The 21,048-nt window shown below is 35.1% G+C and carries 22 protein-coding genes; 16 read left to right on the top strand and 6 right to left on the bottom strand.

Features of this window, described 5'->3' with window-relative positions; genetic code table 11:
• The first annotated feature begins 5 nt into the window (after positions 1-5).
• The 3 genes from QE109_RS08125 to QE109_RS08115 all read left to right on the top strand — a co-directional run bounded on the left by QE109_RS08125 (position 6) and on the right by QE109_RS08115 (position 2,521).
• Complete coding sequence (locus QE109_RS08125) at positions 6-923, top strand: NAD(P)-dependent alcohol dehydrogenase (protein ID WP_281093939.1); 918 nt, start codon at positions 6-8, stop codon at positions 921-923.
• On the top strand, positions 916-1,950 hold the full coding sequence (locus QE109_RS08120; RefSeq protein ID WP_281093938.1) for a glycoside hydrolase family 5 protein: 1,035 nt from the start codon (positions 916-918) through the stop codon (positions 1,948-1,950). The genes QE109_RS08125 and QE109_RS08120 overlap by 8 nt, the downstream gene beginning before the upstream one ends.
• A 136-nt stretch (positions 1,951-2,086) precedes the next feature.
• Entirely contained in the window at positions 2,087-2,521 is a 435-nt protein-coding gene (locus QE109_RS08115) for a DUF6326 family protein (RefSeq protein WP_281093937.1), read from the top strand.
• Between the two features lie 109 nt (positions 2,522-2,630).
• On the opposite strand, the gene QE109_RS08110 is transcribed toward QE109_RS08115, so the two are convergent.
• Entirely contained in the window at positions 2,631-4,136 is a 1,506-nt protein-coding gene (locus QE109_RS08110; RefSeq protein WP_281093936.1) for a sensor histidine kinase, read from the bottom strand.
• On the bottom strand, positions 4,133-4,807 hold the full coding sequence (locus QE109_RS08105) for a response regulator transcription factor (RefSeq protein WP_342637121.1): 675 nt from the start codon (positions 4,805-4,807) through the stop codon (positions 4,133-4,135). The genes QE109_RS08110 and QE109_RS08105 overlap by 4 nt, the downstream gene beginning before the upstream one ends.
• A 250-nt stretch (positions 4,808-5,057) precedes the next feature.
• On the opposite strand from QE109_RS08105, the gene QE109_RS08100 reads away from it, so the two are divergent.
• The 4 genes from QE109_RS08100 (at position 5,058) to QE109_RS08085 (ending at position 10,379) form a co-directional block, all read left to right on the top strand.
• Positions 5,058-5,750 (top strand): polyphosphate polymerase domain-containing protein, encoded by a 693-nt coding sequence (locus QE109_RS08100; RefSeq protein ID WP_342637120.1) that lies wholly within the window; start codon positions 5,058-5,060, stop codon positions 5,748-5,750.
• Positions 5,751-5,821: 71 nt separating this feature from the next.
• The gene (locus QE109_RS08095; protein WP_281093935.1) at positions 5,822-6,490 is read left to right on the top strand and encodes a DUF4956 domain-containing protein; all 669 of its coding nucleotides are present in this window, start codon (positions 5,822-5,824) and stop codon (positions 6,488-6,490) included.
• Positions 6,491-6,548: 58 nt separating this feature from the next.
• Positions 6,549-8,516, top strand: a complete 1,968-nt coding sequence (locus QE109_RS08090) for a CotH kinase family protein (protein WP_281093934.1) — start codon at positions 6,549-6,551, stop codon at positions 8,514-8,516.
• 108 nt (positions 8,517-8,624) lie between these two features.
• On the top strand, positions 8,625-10,379 hold the full coding sequence (locus QE109_RS08085) for a methyl-accepting chemotaxis protein (protein WP_281093933.1): 1,755 nt from the start codon (positions 8,625-8,627) through the stop codon (positions 10,377-10,379).
• Between the two features lie 206 nt (positions 10,380-10,585).
• Here the strand turns inward: QE109_RS08085 and QE109_RS08080 are convergent, their stop codons facing one another.
• The 4 genes from QE109_RS08080 to scfB all read right to left on the bottom strand — a co-directional run bounded on the left by QE109_RS08080 (position 10,586) and on the right by scfB (position 13,844).
• Positions 10,586-11,608 carry a potassium channel family protein gene (locus QE109_RS08080; protein ID WP_281093932.1) on the bottom strand — a complete coding sequence of 341 codons (1,023 nt, stop codon included), beginning with the start codon at positions 11,606-11,608 and terminating at the stop codon, positions 10,586-10,588.
• A 138-nt stretch (positions 11,609-11,746) separates the two neighbouring features.
• Entirely contained in the window at positions 11,747-12,091 is a 345-nt protein-coding gene (locus QE109_RS08075; RefSeq protein ID WP_281093931.1) for a DUF134 domain-containing protein, read from the bottom strand.
• Between the two features lie 2 nt (positions 12,092-12,093).
• Positions 12,094-12,354, bottom strand: coding sequence for a DUF5320 domain-containing protein (locus QE109_RS08070; protein WP_281093930.1), 261 nt, complete (start codon positions 12,352-12,354; stop codon positions 12,094-12,096).
• Between the two features lie 95 nt (positions 12,355-12,449).
• Positions 12,450-13,844, bottom strand: a complete 1,395-nt coding sequence (gene scfB, locus QE109_RS08065) for a thioether cross-link-forming SCIFF peptide maturase (RefSeq protein ID WP_281093929.1) — start codon at positions 13,842-13,844, stop codon at positions 12,450-12,452.
• A 121-nt stretch (positions 13,845-13,965) separates the two neighbouring features.
• Here scfB and QE109_RS08060 point away from each other — a divergent pair, with 121 nt between their 5' ends.
• The 9 genes from QE109_RS08060 (at position 13,966) to QE109_RS08020 (ending at position 20,968) form a co-directional block, all read left to right on the top strand.
• Positions 13,966-14,331, top strand: a complete 366-nt coding sequence (locus QE109_RS08060; protein ID WP_281093928.1) for a NifB/NifX family molybdenum-iron cluster-binding protein — start codon at positions 13,966-13,968, stop codon at positions 14,329-14,331.
• A gap of 16 nt (positions 14,332-14,347) precedes the next feature.
• A complete protein-coding gene (locus tag QE109_RS08055) occupies positions 14,348-15,187 on the top strand; it encodes an ATP-binding protein (RefSeq protein ID WP_281093927.1) in 840 nt (279 codons plus the stop codon).
• Positions 15,184-16,095, top strand: a complete 912-nt coding sequence (locus QE109_RS08050) for an ATP-binding protein (protein WP_281093926.1) — start codon at positions 15,184-15,186, stop codon at positions 16,093-16,095. Before QE109_RS08055 ends, QE109_RS08050 begins: the two co-directional genes overlap by 4 nt.
• Before the next feature lie 4 nt (positions 16,096-16,099).
• Complete coding sequence (locus QE109_RS08045) at positions 16,100-17,659, top strand: glutamate synthase-related protein (protein WP_281093925.1); 1,560 nt, start codon at positions 16,100-16,102, stop codon at positions 17,657-17,659.
• Positions 17,656-18,012: a NifB/NifX family molybdenum-iron cluster-binding protein gene (locus tag QE109_RS08040; RefSeq protein ID WP_281093924.1), complete on the top strand. Its 357-nt coding sequence runs from the start codon at positions 17,656-17,658 to the stop codon at positions 18,010-18,012. The genes QE109_RS08045 and QE109_RS08040 overlap by 4 nt, the downstream gene beginning before the upstream one ends.
• A gap of 18 nt (positions 18,013-18,030) precedes the next feature.
• On the top strand, positions 18,031-19,377 hold the full coding sequence (locus tag QE109_RS08035; RefSeq protein WP_281093923.1) for an FAD-dependent oxidoreductase: 1,347 nt from the start codon (positions 18,031-18,033) through the stop codon (positions 19,375-19,377).
• Positions 19,378-19,413: 36 nt separating this feature from the next.
• The gene (locus tag QE109_RS08030; RefSeq protein WP_281093922.1) at positions 19,414-20,256 is read left to right on the top strand and encodes an Mrp/NBP35 family ATP-binding protein; all 843 of its coding nucleotides are present in this window, start codon (positions 19,414-19,416) and stop codon (positions 20,254-20,256) included.
• Between the two features lie 144 nt (positions 20,257-20,400).
• On the top strand, positions 20,401-20,778 hold the full coding sequence (locus QE109_RS08025) for a DUF134 domain-containing protein (protein ID WP_281093921.1): 378 nt from the start codon (positions 20,401-20,403) through the stop codon (positions 20,776-20,778).
• Positions 20,681-20,968, top strand: coding sequence for a hypothetical protein (locus QE109_RS08020; RefSeq protein ID WP_281094046.1), 288 nt, complete (start codon positions 20,681-20,683; stop codon positions 20,966-20,968). The genes QE109_RS08025 and QE109_RS08020 overlap by 98 nt, the downstream gene beginning before the upstream one ends.
• The last annotated feature ends 80 nt before the right edge of the window (positions 20,969-21,048 follow it).

The following is a 21,048-nucleotide window of genomic DNA, read 5'->3' as shown; positions in this document are numbered from 1 at the left end:
AACATATGAAAGCAGCTATTTGTACGGGTTATGGATCACCGGATTTAGTCAAGGTTATGGAAGTACCTAAGCCTACGGTAAAAAAAGGGGAGTTAATGATAAAAGTTATGGCTAGTGCTGTAAATTCAGGTGATGCTAGAGTGCGAGGCCTAGTAGCTAGTCCGATTTTGCGTATTGGCCTTAGACTTGCACTAGGGATTAAAAAACCTAGAAAAGCTATTCTTGGTGTTGCGCTAGCAGGTGAGATTGTAGAAATTGGCGAAGGCGTTAATCAGTTTAAAGTAGGAGATCAAATCTTTGCGATGACAGGCATGAGGTTTGGTGGACATGGACAATATGCAGTACTTAGCGAGAAAAGTGCTATGGCTTTAAAACCCAAAAGTGCACTTTATGAAGAAGCAGCTGTACTACCTTTTGGAGGAACAACTGCGCTTCACTTCTTAAGAAAAGCGGGGTTGCAGGATGGTAATCAAGTGATGATTTATGGCGCGTCAGGTGCAGTTGGTACATCCGCAGTCCAGTTAGCCAATGTATTAGGGGCTGAAGTTACAGCGGTATGTAGTGACAGACATAATGCTGTTGTCAGTGAGCTCGGTGCAAATGAAATATTAGATTACCGACGAGTAGATATATCAAAATTAGATGTGAGATATGATATTATATTTGATGCTGTTGGTAAAATAAAGAAAAACGAAGTAAAACACTTACTTAAGCCAAATGGAAGATTTATATCCGTCGCTGGATATGGTGTTGCATCAGAAAAAAAAGTAGATTTGCAACTTTTGGCACAGCTTTTTGATGAGGGGAAATTGAAAGCCGTTATTGACCGCTCATTTCCGCTAGAAGAAATAGCCTCTGCATATCGATATGTAGATCAAGGTGTAAAAACTGGAAATGTAGCAATAAGGATTAATCATGTTTAGTATAAAAGATCAGCAATTGCTGAAAGATGGAGAACCGATTTATTTGAAAGGCTTCAATCTCACCTGTAAATATTGGGAAGATTATGAAGTGATTCTAAATTTATATCAAACAAATCATGCTTATATACAAATGAAACACTTAGGTGCCAATGCAGTCAGAATACTTTTTAGCTACAAAATTTTCGAATCTGATAATTATCCTTTTACCTACAACGAGGCAGCTTTTCAATGGCTGAACTTACAAATCGATTTTGCTTCCGAACAAGGACTTGGCGTTATTTTATGTATGATATTACCAGTTGGTGCTGACTGGAACGACGTGAAACCAAATCTTGATTTTTCACTTTGGCATGATCCAGTTAAGCAAGAGCGGTTTATTGCATTATGGTGTGAAATGGCAAATAGGTATTCTGAGAATGATGCAATCATTGCTTTTGATTTGTTTAATGCGCCTGTTACAGATGATGGTACTGGCATATTATATGAACTACTGGCAAGTAAAACCATTAAAGCTATAAGGCAAATTGATAAAAAAAGAGTCCTAATAATGGGTAAGTTATATGGTGTTAATGGTAAGCAACCATTTTTTTATGATCATGATCGATTAATAAAATTTGATGATGAAAGCCTAATTTATGACATGCATTTTTATGAACCGTTTATGTATACACATCAGTATGCAGAATGGGTAGGCGTGTCTTCAGACGGAGGAAGATATCCAGATATAGATAGAGATAAAAAACATTTATTGTCTTATTTTAAACAAATACTGGATTTTAGGGAGAAATACAATGTTCCCGTTCTAGTGAGCGAAATTGGTTTAATCAATCACTGTTTCAATGCTGAAAAAGGTGGTTTAAACTATATTTCGGACCTTGTTGAAATACTTGAAGACAATGGATTGGGTTTTTTCTATTGGGAGTTTCAATCTGAAGTTATGGGCGTTTATAAAAGCGAAGCTGAGCAAGAGCTAAAAGAAACGGATTTGAATTTTGAACTTACAGGCATACTATTTAATAAACTATAATCTATACTAGATTTTTCAATTTTCTTTTTAGAGACTACTTAAGTAGCTACCCCAAATCTTTTGAAATCTATATGATTGATTTAAGGCAAGATAAAATAATCATAGATTATTGATCAAATGAATTGGAGGAAATATTATGAAAGAAAATATTATGAAAGAAAATGAAATAATTTCTAGAGGTACTTTAAATTTTCGTACTAAAATAACATTAGCTTCAATATGGACTAGCTTCATGATTTTTTATTTATACGCTGATGTACTTTCATTTTACAGACCAGGTGTCTTAAACCACATAATTGAAGGTTTTATGGGTCCATTACAAGCTAACCAGTCTAACCTGTTAATGGCTTCAATGCTCATGGCAATACCAGCGCTTATGATTCCATTATCGATAGTATTGAAAGATCGTGTAAGCAGAGTAGCCAATATTGTAATCTCCACACTTTATATTTTTGTGAATATTGGCAATCTTGTGGGAGAAACTTGGATTTATTACATTGCATATGGCGTAATAGAAATAATTTTAAATATCACAATGATATTTATAGCAATAAGATGGAAGACTAAATAAAGCGAAAAGGTATAATTACACTTAAAAATGTGAAAGTGTAGTTATACCTTTTTCTAATTAATAAACTAAAACAATTATTAAATTTGGACTCAAGTTTTAAGTAGTTCCATTAAGCAACGTCAAAATCAACATAAAAATGAATCATTCCTTCATCATAGTAAACACCGTATTCGTTGTTATCCGCTTCTTGTATAGCTTTGATAATTGAGAGTCCTAAACCGTAACCGCCGTTTTCTCTGGTTCTTGCTTTATCAGCTTTATAGAAACTTTCCCACCAGTTTTGAAGTTCATCTGGTTCAACAGGTGGATGACTATTGGCAAGATCAATCCTAAGATGAGTTGAATCATTTTTTTTATTTTTTGGAGGTTGATTAAGTGCAACGGTTATATCTATAATCTGATGTTCATCTACATAAGCAAGTGCATTGTTCATTAGATTTGTGATGATTTGTTCACTGCGAAGGGCATCTATACTCAGTATAATAGGACTTTTTAAATCTGTAATTGAAAAGTTGTAGGACAGTTTGATATTATTACTTTTAAGCATGGGTTCGTATTTTTTTAGAATATAATCAATAAAGTCCTTTGCAACAATTGATTCTTTATACAAAGGAATATCGCTAAATTGAATACGATTGATATCTAGGAGCTCACTCACTAGCAAATCCATCTTTTTAGCCTCGTCAATAATGACATCACAGTAAAAAGCGATTTTCTCTGGATTTTTGTTAAGGCTTAGTTTAAGACCTTCGCTATACCCTTGTACAAGGGATAAAGGGGTTTTAAGTTCATGAGAGACATTGCTTAGCAATGCTTTACGTTGTTCGTCAATTCGATGCCTTTCATCAATTTCGATTTTAAGCTCTTTGTTATTTTCCTCAAGTTGATTAAGGTTATTTTTTAAAGAATAACTCATCTCGTTGATATTTTCAGCTAATTTTCCTAATTCATCATTGGCAAGTACTTCACATGAACTAGAAAAGTCTAGTTTCTTGATATTATCTGTAACCGCGAACATGTTCAAAATAGGAGTGGTAAAGTGTTTTGAAATAATATTTGCAGAAAAAATAGTGACCACTAAAATGACAACGCCTGCGATTAATAAAAATTGATTTAAAAAACCTACATTTTCATTGATAGAAGTCATGGGCACTCTTATCTCTATATGTAGACCACTATCCAGATAGCCTGAAAGCATGAAAAAATGAGTGCCTTTTTGTGGATCTTCAAACCATACATATTTCAAATTTTGATTGACTGATTCTTCTTTTTCAATAATTATCCGTTCAAAAGGAGGTGGTTTTGGTCCTTCTCTATCACTAGGAGTCGTTGAAAGATAGTCTGGATTTTTAGGAATGATAATTGTGCCATCAGTTTCATTGATGACTTCTATTTCGATAAAGGTAGAGCTTTTAAGTTGTAAAGTATATAGCGTATTTGAATCAATTGCTTCTGAATGCATTGCATTTAGATTTTCATAAGTTGAAAGTAGTTTTCTTTTTTCACTCTGAACGTAAAAAGGTTCAAGTAAAAAAGTGTTTGCTAAGAATAGTAGTAAAATAAATAGCAACATCAACGAACCTATCTGGAAAAATAATTTTTGTCTAATATTCATAATTTAGTGACCTCAAATCTATAACCCATTCCTCTAACCGTTTGTATATATTCCATTGCTTTACCTAACTTGTTCCTTAAACGATTCATATGTGTGTCAACCGTCCTCTCGGTACCTTCATAGTTAAAACCCCAGACTTTATAGAGAATTTGATCTCTTGAAAGGACAATACCTTCATTTTCAGCTAAATAATAAAGCAGCTGAAATTCCGTGTGACTCAGTTCTATATCCTGATTTTCAATGGTAATTTTTTTTTGTTTAAGAAGGAAATGAATAATGCCTTTCTCTAGGGTTTCATAATCGCCATAGACTCTTGAAAAAAGAGCGTTTACTCTAGCAACGAGTATTGTAGGACTGAAAGGCTTTCGAACATAATCATCTACGCCGAGTTTGAATCCTGTGAGTTCATCTTGATCTGTTGATTTTGCCGTCAGCATCAGTATTGGCGTATCTGTTAAGGGCCTTATTTCTTCGACGACTTGGAAACCATCATAAAAGGGCATCATTACATCGAGAATAATCAACTTACAATCTTTGTGAGCATAAAAGAGATCAAGTGCCTCTTGACCGTCTTTTGCTGTGATTACATCGTAACCTTCAGCTTCTAGAAAATCACTTACCAAGATCCGAATCCTTGTTTCATCATCCGCAATTAGAATTTTACCTTTCATTATCTTGTCCCATCTTTTTTTATTTTCAATACTTTTTTCTTTTTAATATATCATATTCCTACTATATTATAAAACGTCATTGTCACAGTAAGGTTACAAATATGAATTTATATATTTATTATTTTATTTTTTTTGTGACAAAGCTGTGACATTGACAGTGTAAATTGTTTGTAAAGGTAAGATAAAACAAAATAAAACAGAACAGAACAGAAGAAATCATAGTAAACATTATTTTAGAAAGGAGGTAGACATGGAACAAATTAAAAAAGTCTATCGACATGAAAAAAAATATACCATTTGTTGGAATGAATTTCAGGTTATCAATGGTAAACTTAAACATTTATTGAAACGCGATCCTCACTGTCCTGAATATGGCTATGAAGTGAAGAGTTTGTATTTTGATAATCCTTATGATTATGCACTTGGGCAAAAGGTCGAAGGAACGGATCTGCGTCACAAGTTTAGACTCAGAGTTTACAATAATAATTTTGATTTACTGAAGCTCGAAAAAAAATCGAAGAACAACGTAATGACAGATAAAGAAAGTGTCTACATTACAAGTGAAGAGGCAAAGCGAATCACAAAAGGTGATTTTGAGTTTTTAAGAGAAAGAGAAGATGGATTTCATCAAAATTTTTATTACAAACTAAAACATGGAAAGTACACCCCAAAAGTGATCGTGAAGTACAATCGCATAGCATATATGTATCCTGTAGGAGATGTGAGGATTACATTTGATTCCCGAATCAAGAAAAGTAATCAAGTTGAAAAGTTTTTCAATACTGACAATAGTTACATGGACGTATATGGATCTGATCAAGTGATTATGGAAGTGAAATTTGATCATGTATTACCTACTTTCATAAGAAGCGTGATTCAGTCGCCCAATATTATGGCAAGCGCCTCATCAAAATATGTTTCATCTAGGTTTGTATCGGGCTAAAGTTTGATGGAAATAGCAAGCAATAATTTATGTACGAAAAAAATAATAAATAATAAGTTGGAGGTCGTCTTATGAGTTTTCAAGATATTTTTAAAGACAATTTTTTAGAAAGTAGTGCAAATCTTTCAGCAGTTCAAATTGCAATGACTTTGGTGGTAGCATTTATTGTAGGTGCTTTTATATATCAAATATACAAACGTTCATACCAAAGTGTCGTTTATACAAAAAGTTTTAGTATGTCCCTCGTTATGATGACAATGATTACAGCACTTGTGATTATGGCCGTTACATCTAATGTGGTATTATCTCTTGGTATGGTGGGTGCGCTTTCTATAGTTCGTTTTAGAGCAGCTATAAAAGACCCAATGGATATTGTATTTATGTTTTGGTCAATTGCAGGTGGTTTAGTAGCAGGTGCAGGATTCTATACACTGGCTCTTATTGGATCTGTGGTAATCGGTATTATTATATTGGTATTTAGCGGCAATATCAAAGAAGAAACACCATATTTATTTGTGGTTCATTTTGACAAAGAAGAAGATGAGGAAAAGATTTTAAATAAAATTAAAGCGACAGTGCAACGTTATTTTGTAAAATCAAAAATCATTGATGGTGAGCATATCGAATATACCCTTGAACTTAGAATTAAGAATAACGAAATGGCTTTTGTTAATGAAATCAAAAGTATTGCTTCTGTATCTAATGCAACTTTAGTAAGCTCAATGGAATTTACACAATAATAAATTAAGCTGCCTGTGTTCATAAACTCAGGTAGCTTTTATAAAAGTAGGTGGTTTGATGAAAAAATTACAAGCTCTTATCGCAATAACAATTTTAATTGTCATGATTATTTTTATAGATCAGTTTAGTGCGTCGTTTATTTTGAATGATAGTACAGCTAGCGAAATAGATAATTATGTCTATCCTCATGAGCAAGTTATCGATGTCAATATTCAAATAGATACTGATACTTACACCGAGATGATAGCAAATGCAATGAGTGAAGAATATGTGATGGCAGATATTACTTATAATGGTTATACATTTAATAATGTTGCCATTAGACCAAAAGGAAACTCAAGTTTACGCGATGTTGCACAATCAGGAGGAACTCGACTTTCTTTTAAAGTGGATCTTGATAAATATATAGACGGACAAAACCTCTTTGGCATAACTAAACTGAATTTAAACAATTTGTTTCAAGATGAAACATTGATGAAGGAATATATCAGTTATGATATGCTCGATTCTATAGAGGCTATCGCTCCTGACACAACCTATGTTTCACTATCAATTAATGGAGAATTCTTTGGTTTGTATTTGTCTGTTGAAGAAGTAAATGAAACGTTTTTAATGGAGAATTTCGGAAATTATGATGGTGAATTGTATAAACCTGATGTGGGAATAGGTGCAGACTTAGCGTATATCTCTGATGATCCTGAAGATTATGAAGGTGTCGTGCCTCAAGATGATGATATGGAGACTGATGCAAATTTTGTTGAATTGGTTAAAGTAATTGATAAGATTATAGAAAATGGTGGGGAAACGGATGAATATCAGCTAAGTGACGTTCTAAATGTGGATTCTTTTTTGAAATATTTAGCATTTAGTACCGCTGTTGTCCATATGGATTCTTACCAATCAGGCATGTTTCATAATTATTATCTTTACTACAATACAGATACAGAGTTATTTGAGTGGATTACTTGGGATTTAAACATGGCATTTAATGGCTTTCCGATGTCAGGGCTGACAGACGAGGAAGCGACTCAATTTCTAATAGATGAACCTGTGATCGGTGCGATGAGTGGCTACCCATTGGTAGAAGCAGCTTTCACTAATACTGAGTATGTCAAAATATATCATGATTATATCCAAGAATTAATTGATGGTTATTTAGATATAACCAATTTTGAAAATGTTGTTACAAGCACATTTTCAATGATTGAATCTTATGCAAGTATTGACCCATCAGCATTTTTTGAGTTAGATACGGTTAAAACTAATGTGTTTGACTCAAGTTCAACTTCAACGATTTCATTATTGGAGTTTGTAGAGCTCAGGGCTGAAAATATGCAAGACCAACTTGATGGTTTAATTGTTTCTACCAATGATGGTAAAGGCAACTCGGGCTCGCAGAGCATGGGCCAAAAAGGTGGTCAACCTAACCAAGGTGGCGAACAAATCCCAGGTGATGCTACGGCAGAAGGTGTGCAGTTAGACGGAGCAGAAGTAAGCAACAAGCCAACAGCACCAGCAGACGGAGCAGAAGTAAGCAACAAGCCAGCAGCACCAGCAGACGGAGAAGAAACAAGCAATATGCCGGCAGCACCAGCTGATGGGGCAGAGGTTGCTGTTGGAACTAGACCAGGTCCAGCAGTTGCAACAGGATCAGAAGCAATAGACGTAGAATTTAGCATCGAGATGTTACCTCCTGTAATACTAGCTTTATATGAAAGTGGTGAATTACCAGATGAAATCACTGAGTATCTTGATAAAGGTGAAGCGCCTCCTAAGGACTTAATGGATGCTTTTATGGTAGAATCAGGAATCAGCACACAAGTGGGTAATCAAAACCAACCACCATCTGATGTAGCAGGCGGAGTGTCAGGCAATGAAACTAGTAATCCAGGAAATTTAACTGGAGATGTGACAACTGAGTCAGTAATGACTACGCAAGAAATTATAAACACTTTAATCCCTATTGGCGGGAGTTTGGCGGTGGCAGTTGTGCTTCTTTTGTATCTAGTTTTTAGAAAGTACTAAACATAAATAAAATATCCATCGGTACTAAAATCTATTCACATCAGTTCAAAATATAAGGAAGTATATCTTGTATATAATGAATTAGATGGTTCTAATAGGAGGAAATAAGTGAAGTTTATTAAGAACATGAAAATCAGTGGCAAGATAGGTTTGCTATCCGTAAGTTTTTTGATCTTTCTGTTGATTGTTGGATTTGTAGGCATCAACAAAATTGCAGTTGTTCAAAAAAATGTAAAAGAGTTGAATAATTTAAGACTGTTACCTATACTTGAACTTGAGGATGCCAAGGCAAATGTGGTATACATCTCAAATCAGATTAATTCAAGTATGGCGTCATCTGATAGTGAGACATTTAAAGTTTATGAAGAGGCTATTTCAGAAAAAGTACAAACTTTAGAACTGGTTTTATCAAAGCATATAAATGATCCAGATTATCAAGAATTTTTCGTGAATTACAATGAGTTTTTGGCGACTAAAGATGCATTTATAACCTCTCAAAATGATAGGTTCTCAAATGCAACCACAGCTACAAATACGCCGACACCGACTGAAATAGTTGCCGCTGAGATGCCTACAGGGCCTCCAGAAGAGTTAGAGGTTGTCTCTAGTGCTATTAATACTGTAACGCAGTCTTTTGAAGAGATAATTTCAAAGCAAGTTGACGCTTCACAACAGACATATATTAATAGTGAAAATGTATATAACAGTACAAAAATAATCTTAATCAGCCTGATTATAGTTTGTGTAGTTTTAACTATTATGTTGTCTTTGGTCATTATTAGGGCAACGGTAGCACCTATAAAAATAGTGACTCGAAAACTAAAGGAAATATCTGAAAATGGTGGAGATTTAACCCAAAGAATAGATTATAATAGCAAGGATGAAGTGGGTGAACTTAGTAATAGTTTTGATTTGTTTATCGATAAGTTACAATTGATTATTAAAGAAGTGGCTTCAACAGCAGAAGAAATGAATACTTCAAGTACACAATTGAATCGTGCGATCGAAACCTTTACAAGAACACTTGAAGAAATTACAAATACTGTAACTGAAATTGCATCAGGAACACTTGATGGGGCTTCATTTGCAGAAGAAACATCAGTAAGTGTAGATGACATCGTTAAGTTTTCACAGGTAACTGCAAAAGTAAGTAGTGATGCTCTTGAAAAGGGTAAGAACACGAAGGAAACAGCTGAAATAGGGGTATTTAATATTTCTGAGGTAGTATCTTCTATTGAAGAAATTGCTGAATCATCAAAGAATGTATCTTCAATTATTAGTGAACTTGACGGTTCATCAAAAAAAATAGGTGATATTATAGAAATAATTACTTCAATCTCAGCACAAACAAACCTTTTAGCGCTTAATGCAGCTATTGAAGCGGCAAGAGCAGGTGAATTTGGTAGGGGCTTTAGTGTAGTTGCTGATGAAATAAGAAAATTAGCTGATGAGAGTAATACTGCAGCCGCTCAAATTGCAGCTCTTGTTAAAGACAATCAGATTAAAACGTCATCTGCTGTAAACTCAGTTGGAGAAGTTGAGATGAAAGTTGGGCATGGTGTGACAAAAGCATCTGAAGTTGATGCGAGCATAAAGAGAATTCTAGATAATGTCAATGAAATTGTTTTGCACATAGAACAAATTGACAGCGGTAATGTGAAACAAGTTCAAAGTACAGTAGAAATAGGAAAAGCTATTAAAGGTATAGCGGACACCTCGAATAAGATGTCAAAAGGTACTGAAAATATAAGTGCAAGTATTCAAGAACAGTTGAGTACGATGTCTGAGATTGAGCAAACGACAGGTAATTTGGCAGGTATGACAAATAAAATGAATCAGATTATTATGGATTTTAAAGTGTAGATACAAAATTGTTATTTTTTCTTGATTTTCAATAATCATCAGTTTGCAGTTAAATTAAAGTTATATAAAGCGAAAAGGTGTCAGGTCATAGTTAGCCAAAAAGGTGAGTTTATAGTTATCCAAATAACAGCAAAAAAGTGTCAAGTCAGATGTTGCCAATTGAAACGGCAATATTGATTTAACACTTTTTTAATTGTATCTAATAGTTATTCTAAATCTCTAGTGCCACTATCTGCAGCAATCTTTCTCAGTTCATTCACTTGTAAATTATTACCTAGAACAAGCATGACATCACCACTATTGAGAATAAGATCAGATTTGGGATTAAGTGTCATATTTGTCTGACCAAATTTTTTAGTTGCGATGACGACAAGACCAAATCGATCAGGGATTCTTAATTGCTTAAGCTCTTGACCAACGATCTCTGAATTCTTCCCAATAATTACATCTTGAAGATCAAGTTGCACATCGTCAATGCTTGTTACTATTTCAAGGAAGGAAACTACAGAAGGTCTTAACATTTGAGCTGCCATCCTTCTACCACCAATTTCATTTGCAGAGATAGTTTTATTGGCACCAGCACGTTTAAGTTTATCAGGTGCATGTTTATCTATGGCTCGTGATATTATATATAGACTACGATTCATAGTTCGAGCAGTAAGTACGACGAAGACATTGTCTACATCTGTCGGAAGTGAACTTATAATCCCTTTCGCTTGTTTGATGTTTGCCATCTGTAAAACTTCTTCTTCAGTTGCATCTCCATTAATGATGTTCAATCCTTGAGCAAGAAAAGTTTTATAACGATGCACATCTTTTTCAATAATGACAAAGTCAGTTTTATTCTTTGTAAATTCGTTGATAATGACTTCACCAGTTTCACCAGCACCACATAATATATAATGATTATTCATTTTAGCAATGTTTGATTCCATTTTTCGTCTCCTCCAAAAATAATTCTTATCGCCTTCAACTATAAGTAGTAGTAAATTTGTAAGTGCATAACCTACAGTACCAACTCCGAAAAAAATAATGATAATCGAAAATATTTTGGCTGAATCAGTCATGGGGGCGACTTCTTTATAACCCACTGATGAGATCGTGATGATTGTCATATAAAGACCATCAAGTAAACTAACTTTAAGTAAAAATGAATACCCTAAAGTGCCTATAAGTACAAGTGACAACAATATAACTAATATAATTCTAAGCTTTTTCTTTTCGTTCATATAGCACCCCTCGGAAAAGATTGAATAGTCTAGATTTACCCAATTGTGCGCTTATTAATCTTATCATAAGTAAAAAAGGCTAAAAGGTGTCAGGTCATAGTTTGCATTTGGCAAACTATGACCTGACACCTTTTAGCTTCATTCATTGCGATGCCTATGGCATCTATGGAAGTCTTCAGAGGAGTTACAAGCATCGTATAGTTTGTAGTCACCACCTTGAATGTGGATTACATGACCATTTACAAGTGATTGAGCAAGTATTTTCCGCGCGTCAAAATAAATTTTTTGGACGGTTGCTCTAGCAACATTCATTTGACTTGCACATTCTTCTTGCGTTAAACCCTCAAAATCAATTAACCGTATGCTTTCATATTCTTCAACAGTCATATTGATTTCTTCAGTTCTTTTCGCAATCTCTAATGGACCGTGAAAGTTTGCTTCTGGAAGACAACATACATTTCTCCATTTTCTAGGCCTTGGCATACTTAGTTTCCATTCAGTCTTCTACGATTACCTGATCCTTTTCCACATCTTCGCATTCCGCTATTTTGCATATCACTTCTACGCAGACCATTTCCGTACAATCCATTTCTACGTGAATTGAAGCGATTAAGTTCATCATTGTTCATAGTCATATTTCTAGAAGTAATACCATTTTCATCTTGTAATCCGTCTTTACATCTTCCTAATCCACGTCCTGTCATAGGGCCGCTACCATTTGGTCCAGTTCCGTTTAATCTTGGCATAATTATTATCTCCTTTTTTAGTTATTGACATATGTCGGTTATAATTCAATCATACGCCATTTGCGACATATGTCAATAACAAATTCAAAATATATTTATATTTGTGAGATATCAATTATCAAATCTGTTGGTTTAACATGGTCGTTTTTCCAAAGTGCTATCATAATGGCGCATTCTATTCGCTTCTTTTGAAGTGTACAACTAATAGAATTGGGCTTAGAAATATCATTGTTTGAGAAGTATGCATTGGCATGGCAACCACCAGAACAAAAAAGTTTTGCCCAACAGGATTTGCATTCTTCCTTAGTGAGTACATTTGTGTTTGCAAAAGTATCTCCGATTGATGTATTACTGATTCCTGCAAAGACATCTCCAACTTTAAAATCTACTTCACCAACAAATTGATGACAAGGATACAAATCGCCTTCTGGTGAAACTGCAAAGTAATCAGATCCAGCTCCACATGCATTTATTCTTTTGTAAACACATGGACCTTCAAAAACATTAATATTAAAGTGGTAATATCTAAAACTATTTTCTCCTTTTAACCGCTCAATATATTGAAGTGCGAGGTTTTCATATTCAAAGATAATGCTAGGAACATCACTTTCAGTAAAATGGAGCGTTTGACCACTTCCAACGACTGGCTCAACGGATATTTCTTTGAAACCCAAATCGGCTAAGTGCATCACATCTTTTGCAAAATCTTTGTTTTCTGACGTAAAAGTGCCTCTCACAAAATAACTTTTAGCGCCTCTATTTTTAATAAGGTTTTGGGCTTTAGGTACAATTCTGTCATAACTGCCTTTACCACCTCGATCAGGCCTGATTTTATCGTGTACTTCCTTTCGACCGTCAATGCTAATCACAACATTATCAATATACGTGTTAATAAAATCTGAAATCTCTTCATTTAGCAGCATGCCGTTGGTTGTAATCGTAAAATAAAATGATTTTTGATGTGCTTCCTCAAGTGATTTAGCGTAAAACACTGTTTCTTTCACAACATCAAAATTCATCAGTGGTTCACCACCAAAAAAATCTACTTCTATATTATTTCGTCCTTTAGAGTGTTCTATTAAATAATCAATAGATTGCTTTGCGACTTCGAGTGACATAAGTTTTTTACCACTATTGTAATCTCCCTCTGATGCGAAGCAATATTTACATCGAAGGTTACAATCATGCGCCACATGTAAACAAAGTGCTTTGACATGTTGATTGATCATTTTGTGAGAAATTGAGTCCAGTAAGAATTTTTCTTCTGTAAAAAGAAGATTGTTTTCTTTAAGTGCACGTAGTTCAGAATAGACTTCTTCAATCATTTCATAAGCATAAATGCTATCGAAATGACGGTGTAGCATCTCATTGCTAGGCATGAATTTAAAATCCTTGATAATATTGAAAGAGATAGGGTCAAGTTGATGGATACTGCCACTATTGCCATCAATAGCAATTTGATAGTTATTAAGTTCATAAAAGTGTGTCAATTTTTTCTCCTTTAGTAATGTAATATTCAGCAATGATATTATAACACATTATTGACATATGTCTAAAACGGAGTATAATCAAAATTGTAACCGACATATGTCAGATATTTGGAGGAAATATATGAAATTAGCAATGCCAGTAGATGAGAAGAATTTAGAGTCAACCGTATGTATCTCTTTTGGGAGAACGCCTTATTTTTTAATTTATAATACTGAAAATGGAGAACATTCATTTTTAGATAATAGCGCAGCAAATAGTCAAGGTGGGGCAGGGATAAAAGCAGCACAAGCAGTTGTTGATCAAAAAGTTGAAGTATTGATTACACCTCGTTGTGGTGAGAATGCTGCAGAAGTATTTAGTGCTGCAAATGTTGCACTTTATAAGTCTTCAGGAAATTCAATTCTAGAGAATATAGCATCATTTAAAAATAACGAATTATCAAAACTTGTGGAAACACATGCAGGCTTACACCAACATAACAAATAAGAAATAGAGGTTTACTATGAAAATTGCGGTTTTAAGCGGAAAAGGTGGTACGGGGAAAACGCTTGTTTCTGTTAATTTAGCATCTGTTTCAAAAAATGGAACATATATCGATTGCGACGTAGAAGAACCCAATGGTCATCTTTTTTTTAAGCCTGAGGAAGTCAAGAGAAACGAGATTTCAGTGAAAATTCCTGTGGTGAATCAAGACAAATGCAATGGCTGTAGAAAATGCGTTGATTTTTGTAAGTTTAATGCCTTGGCGTATATTAATAATAAGGTAAAAGTATTTGAAACAGTTTGTCATTCTTGTGGTGGATGTAACTTGCTTTGTCCAGAGATGGCGATAGATGAAAAGGATAAAGTTATTGGAGCGATTGAGACGGGCTCATCCGAAGGCATCAGTATTATAACTGGGATTCTAAATACGGGTGAAGAAACAGGTGTGCCAATTATCAAAGAAATTTTAAAAATGCAAGATGTTTATTCGCCAGTCACTATAATTGACTGTCCTCCAGGAAGTTCATGTATGGTAATGGAGAGTATCAAAGATGCTGATTATTGCGTGCTTGTAGCGGAGCCAACCTTGTTTGGTAGCCACAACTTAAGTATGGTTTATGAACTTGTTAAACTTTTCGAAAAGCCATTTGGTTGCGTTCTAAACAAATGCATAGATGGTGAAAATCCGTCAGAAGAATTTTGCACAGTACATGGTATTCCAGTGATAGAAAGCATCCCTTTTGACATAAACCTTGGAACCATCAACTCAAATGGCGATATTATAACAAGGCAAGATCAAAAATACTTTGAATTGTTTTCTAATCTTCTTAGTCGGATCAAAGAAGAGGTGGGCTTATGAAACAATTACTGATATTAAGTGGAAAAGGCGGTACTGGAAAAACAACAATCGCTTCTGCTTTTATCAAATTATCCAGTGCAAAAGCATTTGCCGATTGCGATGTAGATGCTCCCAATCTTCATTTGATTAAAAGAAACTTTGAACACGAAGAGAATTTTGATTATTTTGGAATGGACAAGGCTTTTATTAATAGTGAAAAATGTATACAGTGTGGTATTTGTCAGCAGGAATGTAGATTTGATGCAATACAAAGTTTTGATAAAGATACAAAAAACGGCTATTTAATTGATACTTTTGCCTGTGAAGGATGCGGGGTTTGTGAGCGTATCTGTCCAGTGGGGGCCATTGAGATGAAACCTGAAAAAGCAGGTGATCTTAAGCTCTTTTCGGGTAATGCTACATTTTCAACGGCTAAACTGAAGATGGGCAGTGGCACAAGTGGTTTACTCGTATCCGAAGTTAAAAAGAAGCTTAAGGCAAATACCTCAGATGAGCCACTTGCTATTATAGATGGTTCACCAGGTATTGGATGTCCGGTAATTTCCTCAATTAGTGGCGTAGATATGGTTTTAATAGTAACAGAGCCATCGGTTTCTGGTATAAATGACATGAAAAGAATAGTGGAAACGGCTAAGATATTTCAACCTAAAGTCGCCATTTGTATCAATAAATACGATACAAATGTAGAATTATCAGAGAAAATAGAACAATATTGTCTAAATGAATCACTTAAATTCGTTGGAAAAGTACCTTTCGATATAGGTGCAGTTAAAGCAGTCAACCTTGGACTAACAATAGTGGAAACTGATACAAAAGCAGCTAGAGCAGTACAAGATGTATTTACAAAAACCATGGCATTTCTTGAAAATGATTCAGAGGATAATTTTTTTAAGATCAACAGGGGGTAATGAGATGTCTTATAGTAAGTCTTTAGGCAGTTCTTTGACAAATACTAAGGTTAGAACACCAAATTTTGTCACGTTTTCATCCGGAATGTGTTCTGTATGTACTTCAAACTGTATCGGAACCTGTGAGATTGGTTTATCCGCTATTAGGGGATCTGAAGCAATCTATCCTTTTGCCACAGATGTGTATCAATTTGCATCAGAAAAAGAGTACCCACTTGATTTTTCTCACTTCAACATCAACGGTAGAGTCTTTGGGGCAATGGGGTGTGAAGAAAATTCAGATATGGCAACTTTTCCAAAAGTCAAAACAGATTTTCAGTTTGGAATAGGTAGAAATGTGAATTTAAAGGCGCCTATTATTTTACCTGCCATGGCAAAACTAAACTGGAAAGACTACTACGCTGGTGCTGCACTGGCTGGTGTTTTAGTCGTTATCGGTGAAGACGTGGTGGCGAAAGACGCGGGGCTTAAACTTGAAAATGGTAAAGTTGTAGATTCACCTTTACTTAGAGAAATGGTGAATGCTTTTAAAACCCATTACCATGGATATGGCGATATCATCTTGCAAGCCAATGTCGATGATGAAAATCTAGGTGTACTTGAATTTGCAATTTCAAAATTGGGTGTTAAATCAGTTGAACTCAAATTTGGTCAAGCAGCTAAAGGCATTCAAGGTATGGGAAGACTCAAAACAATTGAAGAGGCACTAAAGTTTCAAGCAATGGGCTACTTAATTTACCCAGATCCGTCTGATCCACAGATTGCTGAAGATTACCGAGAAAATAGAGGAAAGCCTTTTGAGAAAATCGGAAAATTGCCCATGTGGTCAGAAACGACACTCACTAGTAGAGTAGAAGAACTTAGAAAACTTGGCGCAGAAATTATTTGTTTTAAGACGGGACCATATGATGCAAAAGACTTAATCCGAATTTTAAAAATAGCATCAGCTACAAAGGTGGACCTCGTCACTTTCGATGGTGCAAGTGGAGGAACCGGCAATAGTCCAGTAAAGATGATGAACGAATGGGGTGCACCAACTGTGCCACTAGAAAGTATGGTTTATGACATCTTAAAGCGCATGGATGAAAAAAAATATTATCTACCTCAAATTGCTATTACCGGTGGTTTTTCTATGGAAGATCACGTTTTCAAAGGCCTTGCCCTTGGCGCGCCTTATATCCAATTGGTAGGAATCGGACGTGCTGCTATGGCAGCAGCAACTGTAGGTAAAGTGGTAGGAGATGCCATCGCAAATGGTAACATCCCAAAAGAATACGCTGGTTATGGTGATTCTATTGAAAGTGTATTTGAAGGTTACAAAAGACTTAAAAAGATATATGGCGACAAAACCAGTGATATTTCACCTGGAGCAGTGGGTCTTTATTCATATCTTGAACGCATTACTACAGGGATCCAGCAATTAATGGCACTCAATAGAAAATTTTCTTTAGCGCATATATGCCGAAATGATATCGTTGCTTTAACCGATCCTGCAGCAAGTGTTTCGGGTATTATGACATATAAAGAACAACTAAAAACAGAAATATTAGGAGGCATTTTATGAAAATTGCAGTAGCGAGTAACGGAGAATTTGTAACAGAGCACTTTGGTCATTGTGAAGCGTTTCACATTTTTGATTCAGAAAACAATGAAATTATTAAATCAGAAAAAGTTGCTAATCCAGGCCATAGACCAGGATTTTTACCTAATTTTTTAAACGATCTAGGTGTAAAAGTCATCATATCTGGTGGAATGGGTGGCGGTGCCATTGATATTTTTAATGAAAAGGGAATAGAAGTGATCGTTGGGACACAAGGACTGGCTTTAGACGCAGCAAAAAATTATCTTGCGGGCAATTTAAAATCAACAGGTTCAGTTTGTCATGAGCACCAACACCACGACGAATGTGGTCACTAATTCATGAAGGGGTATGAGATGAAAAAAGTAGATATTTTAGTAATAGGCGGTAGTGCTGCAGGTTTAGTGAGTGCAATGACATCTAAGTCTAAAAATCCAGATAAAAGTGTCATGTTAGTGAGAAAAGAAGAAAAAGTAATGATACCATGTGGTATTCCTTATATTTACGGGTCACTTGGAAATTCAGATGACAATATACTACCTGATGGTGGACTCTTGCAACTTGGCGTTGAAATTAAGGTTGATACTGTATTAAAAATCCAAAAAGAACTAAAAGTTTGCAAAATGCAATCAGGTGATGAAGTTGAATATGACAAACTCATCATAGCCACTGGATCCATGCCTGTAAAACCAGCATGGTTAAAAGGCGGCGAACTCAAAAATGTCTTCACAATTCCAAAAGATAAAGTCTATTTAGATGAATTATTAGTTCAGATGAAAGCATTTAAAAATGTGGTTGTTGTAGGTGCTGGATTTATCGGTGTTGAAGTTTCTGATGAAATTAATAAAATGGGTAAAAATGTATCTTTAATTGAGATTCAGCCAAATATATTAGGTCTTGCATTTGATAAAGAAATTGCTATTGAAGCTGAAGAAAAATTAAGAAGCAGAGGTGTCAATATCTTTACAGGTACTGGGTTTGAAGAAATTATCGGAACTGATAAAGTGAGTAGCATCAAACTTAGTAATGGTGATGTCAAGGAAGCTGATGCGGTTATACTTTCTATGGGTTATAGACCTAATGTGAGTTTAGCCAAAGAGGCAGGTTTATTGATTAATGAAAAAGGCTTTATTAACATAGACGAATATATGAGAACCTCTGAAGCTGATATATTTGCTGTTGGAGATTGTGCAAGTAAACGCGATTTTGCGACAGGTAAAATTTCTACCATCATGTTGGCGTCAACTGCATGTGCGGAGGCGAGAGTGGCTGGCTTAAACCTATATAACTTATCTACTTTTAGATCTTTTAGTGGCACCATTGGTATCTACTCTACTAATATTGGAGAAACTTCATATGGCGTAGCGGGATTAACAGAAGAAACGGCTATTAGAGAAGGCTTTAAAGTAGTGACTGGTTCTTTTACAGGGATAGATCGACACCCTGGAAAATTAAACAACGCACATAAACAAATGGTAAAACTAATCGTATCTAAAGATAGCGGTAAAATTTTAGGTGGCGAAGTTATTGGTGGTAATAGCGTGGGTGAGCTTATTAATGTGATTGGCTTTATTATCCAAGCTGGTTATACCCTTACTGATTTACTTGTCGCACAAATTGGTACGCAACCGATGTTAACCGCTTCACCAGCGGCTTATCCGTTGATTAAAGCTGCTGAAGTGATTTTGAAAAAGACAAATTAATTCTTTTAATGAATATAGATAATAAGGAGATACAAAATGAGTGAAGCTTGCGATCAGAATTGTAATAGCTGTGGCGTGGAATGTTCAGATAGAAAAGAAGATACAGATAAGCATGATTTTACCGAGCGATTACATGACATGAGTAGCATAAAAAAAGTGATTGGTGTTGTGAGTGGTAAGGGTGGCGTAGGGAAGTCTATGGTAACCTCTATGCTTGCGGTAACGATGAATCGACTTGGCTACCATTCAGCGATCTTAGATGCTGATATCACCGGACCATCCATACCAAAATCATTTGGAATTAAAACAAAAGCAACTGGGACAGAATTTGGTATTTTTCCTGTAAAAAGTAAAACAGGTATTGATATTATGTCTGTAAATCTTATGCTAGCAAATGATACAGATCCTGTGGTTTGGAGGGGACCTATCATTGCTGGAACAGTAAAACAATTTTGGTCAGAAGTCATATGGGCAAATGTTGATTATCTGTTTATTGATATGCCACCAGGTACTGGAGATGTTCCGCTTACTGTTTTTCAATCTATTGCAGTTGATGGCATTGTCATTGTGACATCACCTCAAGAACTTGTATCAATGGTGGTTACGAAAGCCATTAAGATGGCAGAGATGATGCATGTCCCAATCCTCGGGATTATTGAGAATATGTCCTATTTTAAATGCCCAGACAATGACAAATCATATCATATATTTGGTGAAAGTCATTTGGAAGAAATTGCAAGCGAACATCAGTTAGAAGTACTAGCAAAATTACCGATCAATCCTCAAATTTCGGCATCATGCGATAAAGGCTTAATTGAACTTTATACAACGACTGATTTTGATAAAGTTGGTCAAGTCCTTTCTAATATGATTGGCTAGAAGGTAGGCTAAAAGGTGTCAGGTCATAGTTAGCCATATGGCTAACTATGACCTGACACCTTTTAGCCTTGTATTGACATATGTCGATAAATAGATATAATTAAATTTAAATGATTACACTAACTACGTATGGAGATGAACAATATGCCGAGACCGAGAAAATGGAGAAAAGTTTGCTGCTTACCAGAAAGCAATCAATTCGGACCACTTGATAAAATAAGCGAAAGTAGTGAAACTATTACAATGTCAATTGATGAGTATGAAACCATCCGACTTATTGACCTTGAAAATTTTACGCAAGAAGAATGTGCTGGTCAGATGAACATTGCAAGAACAACCGTTCAGGGGATTTATACTGAGGCGAGAAAAAAATTAGCAGAGTCTTTGGTCAATGGAAAAACACTGAATATAGAGGGTGGAGATTATGAACTTTGCAATGGACTCGAATCATCATGTGGCTGTGGTGGGTGCAAAAGACACAAGCAAAAGTGTAGCAACAAAGTTGAACCAATCAATGATTGACCAACATATGACCTTGCTTGATGTTGTCTATAAGTATCCCGAAACAGAAGCGATTTTTCACTCTTTTGACGCTATTTTAGAGCAGTGTATATTGTGTAGCAACCTGTTTGATTCAATTGACACGGTATGTAAACTATATCATTTAAATCAAGCAGAAATGCTTATGCGCCTAAATATGGTAATCGAATAATATCAAAAAAATAAATGAGAGCTACAAACAGATTAATGATTTCATTAAATGATTTCAATTAGTCGTGTTTGTAGCTCTAA

The sequence above is a fragment of the Fusibacter bizertensis genome, from assembly GCF_029914245.1.
GTDB lineage: Bacteria > Bacillota > Clostridia > Peptostreptococcales > Acidaminobacteraceae > Fusibacter_C > Fusibacter_C bizertensis.
This window is presented reverse-complemented; position numbering and strand designations above follow the sequence as displayed.

What these genes read in the sequence shown, in the direction of transcription:
- QE109_RS08125 (WP_281093939.1), top strand. Translation starts at nt 6, where the DNA reads ATGAAAGCAGCTATTTGTACGGGTTATGGATCACCGGATTTAGTCAAG.
- QE109_RS08120 (WP_281093938.1), top strand. Translation starts at nt 916, where the DNA reads ATGTTTAGTATAAAAGATCAGCAATTGCTGAAAGATGGAGAACCGATT.
- QE109_RS08115 (WP_281093937.1), top strand. Translation starts at nt 2,087, where the DNA reads ATGAAAGAAAATATTATGAAAGAAAATGAAATAATTTCTAGAGGTACT.
- QE109_RS08110 (WP_281093936.1), bottom strand. Translation starts at nt 4,136, where the DNA reads ATGAATATTAGACAAAAATTATTTTTCCAGATAGGTTCGTTGATGTTG.
- QE109_RS08105 (WP_342637121.1), bottom strand. Translation starts at nt 4,807, where the DNA reads ATGAAAGGTAAAATTCTAATTGCGGATGATGAAACAAGGATTCGGATC.
- QE109_RS08100 (WP_342637120.1), top strand. Translation starts at nt 5,058, where the DNA reads ATGGAACAAATTAAAAAAGTCTATCGACATGAAAAAAAATATACCATT.
- QE109_RS08095 (WP_281093935.1), top strand. Translation starts at nt 5,822, where the DNA reads ATGAGTTTTCAAGATATTTTTAAAGACAATTTTTTAGAAAGTAGTGCA.
- QE109_RS08090 (WP_281093934.1), top strand. Translation starts at nt 6,549, where the DNA reads ATGAAAAAATTACAAGCTCTTATCGCAATAACAATTTTAATTGTCATG.
- QE109_RS08080 (WP_281093932.1), bottom strand. Translation starts at nt 11,608, where the DNA reads ATGAACGAAAAGAAAAAGCTTAGAATTATATTAGTTATATTGTTGTCA.
- QE109_RS08075 (WP_281093931.1), bottom strand. Translation starts at nt 12,091, where the DNA reads ATGCCAAGGCCTAGAAAATGGAGAAATGTATGTTGTCTTCCAGAAGCA.
- QE109_RS08070 (WP_281093930.1), bottom strand. Translation starts at nt 12,354, where the DNA reads ATGCCAAGATTAAACGGAACTGGACCAAATGGTAGCGGCCCTATGACA.
- QE109_RS08060 (WP_281093928.1), top strand. Translation starts at nt 13,966, where the DNA reads ATGAAATTAGCAATGCCAGTAGATGAGAAGAATTTAGAGTCAACCGTA.
- QE109_RS08055 (WP_281093927.1), top strand. Translation starts at nt 14,348, where the DNA reads ATGAAAATTGCGGTTTTAAGCGGAAAAGGTGGTACGGGGAAAACGCTT.
- QE109_RS08050 (WP_281093926.1), top strand. Translation starts at nt 15,184, where the DNA reads ATGAAACAATTACTGATATTAAGTGGAAAAGGCGGTACTGGAAAAACA.
- QE109_RS08045 (WP_281093925.1), top strand. Translation starts at nt 16,100, where the DNA reads ATGTCTTATAGTAAGTCTTTAGGCAGTTCTTTGACAAATACTAAGGTT.
- QE109_RS08040 (WP_281093924.1), top strand. Translation starts at nt 17,656, where the DNA reads ATGAAAATTGCAGTAGCGAGTAACGGAGAATTTGTAACAGAGCACTTT.
- QE109_RS08035 (WP_281093923.1), top strand. Translation starts at nt 18,031, where the DNA reads ATGAAAAAAGTAGATATTTTAGTAATAGGCGGTAGTGCTGCAGGTTTA.
- QE109_RS08030 (WP_281093922.1), top strand. Translation starts at nt 19,414, where the DNA reads ATGAGTGAAGCTTGCGATCAGAATTGTAATAGCTGTGGCGTGGAATGT.
- QE109_RS08025 (WP_281093921.1), top strand. Translation starts at nt 20,401, where the DNA reads ATGCCGAGACCGAGAAAATGGAGAAAAGTTTGCTGCTTACCAGAAAGC.
- QE109_RS08020 (WP_281094046.1), top strand. Translation starts at nt 20,681, where the DNA reads ATGAACTTTGCAATGGACTCGAATCATCATGTGGCTGTGGTGGGTGCA.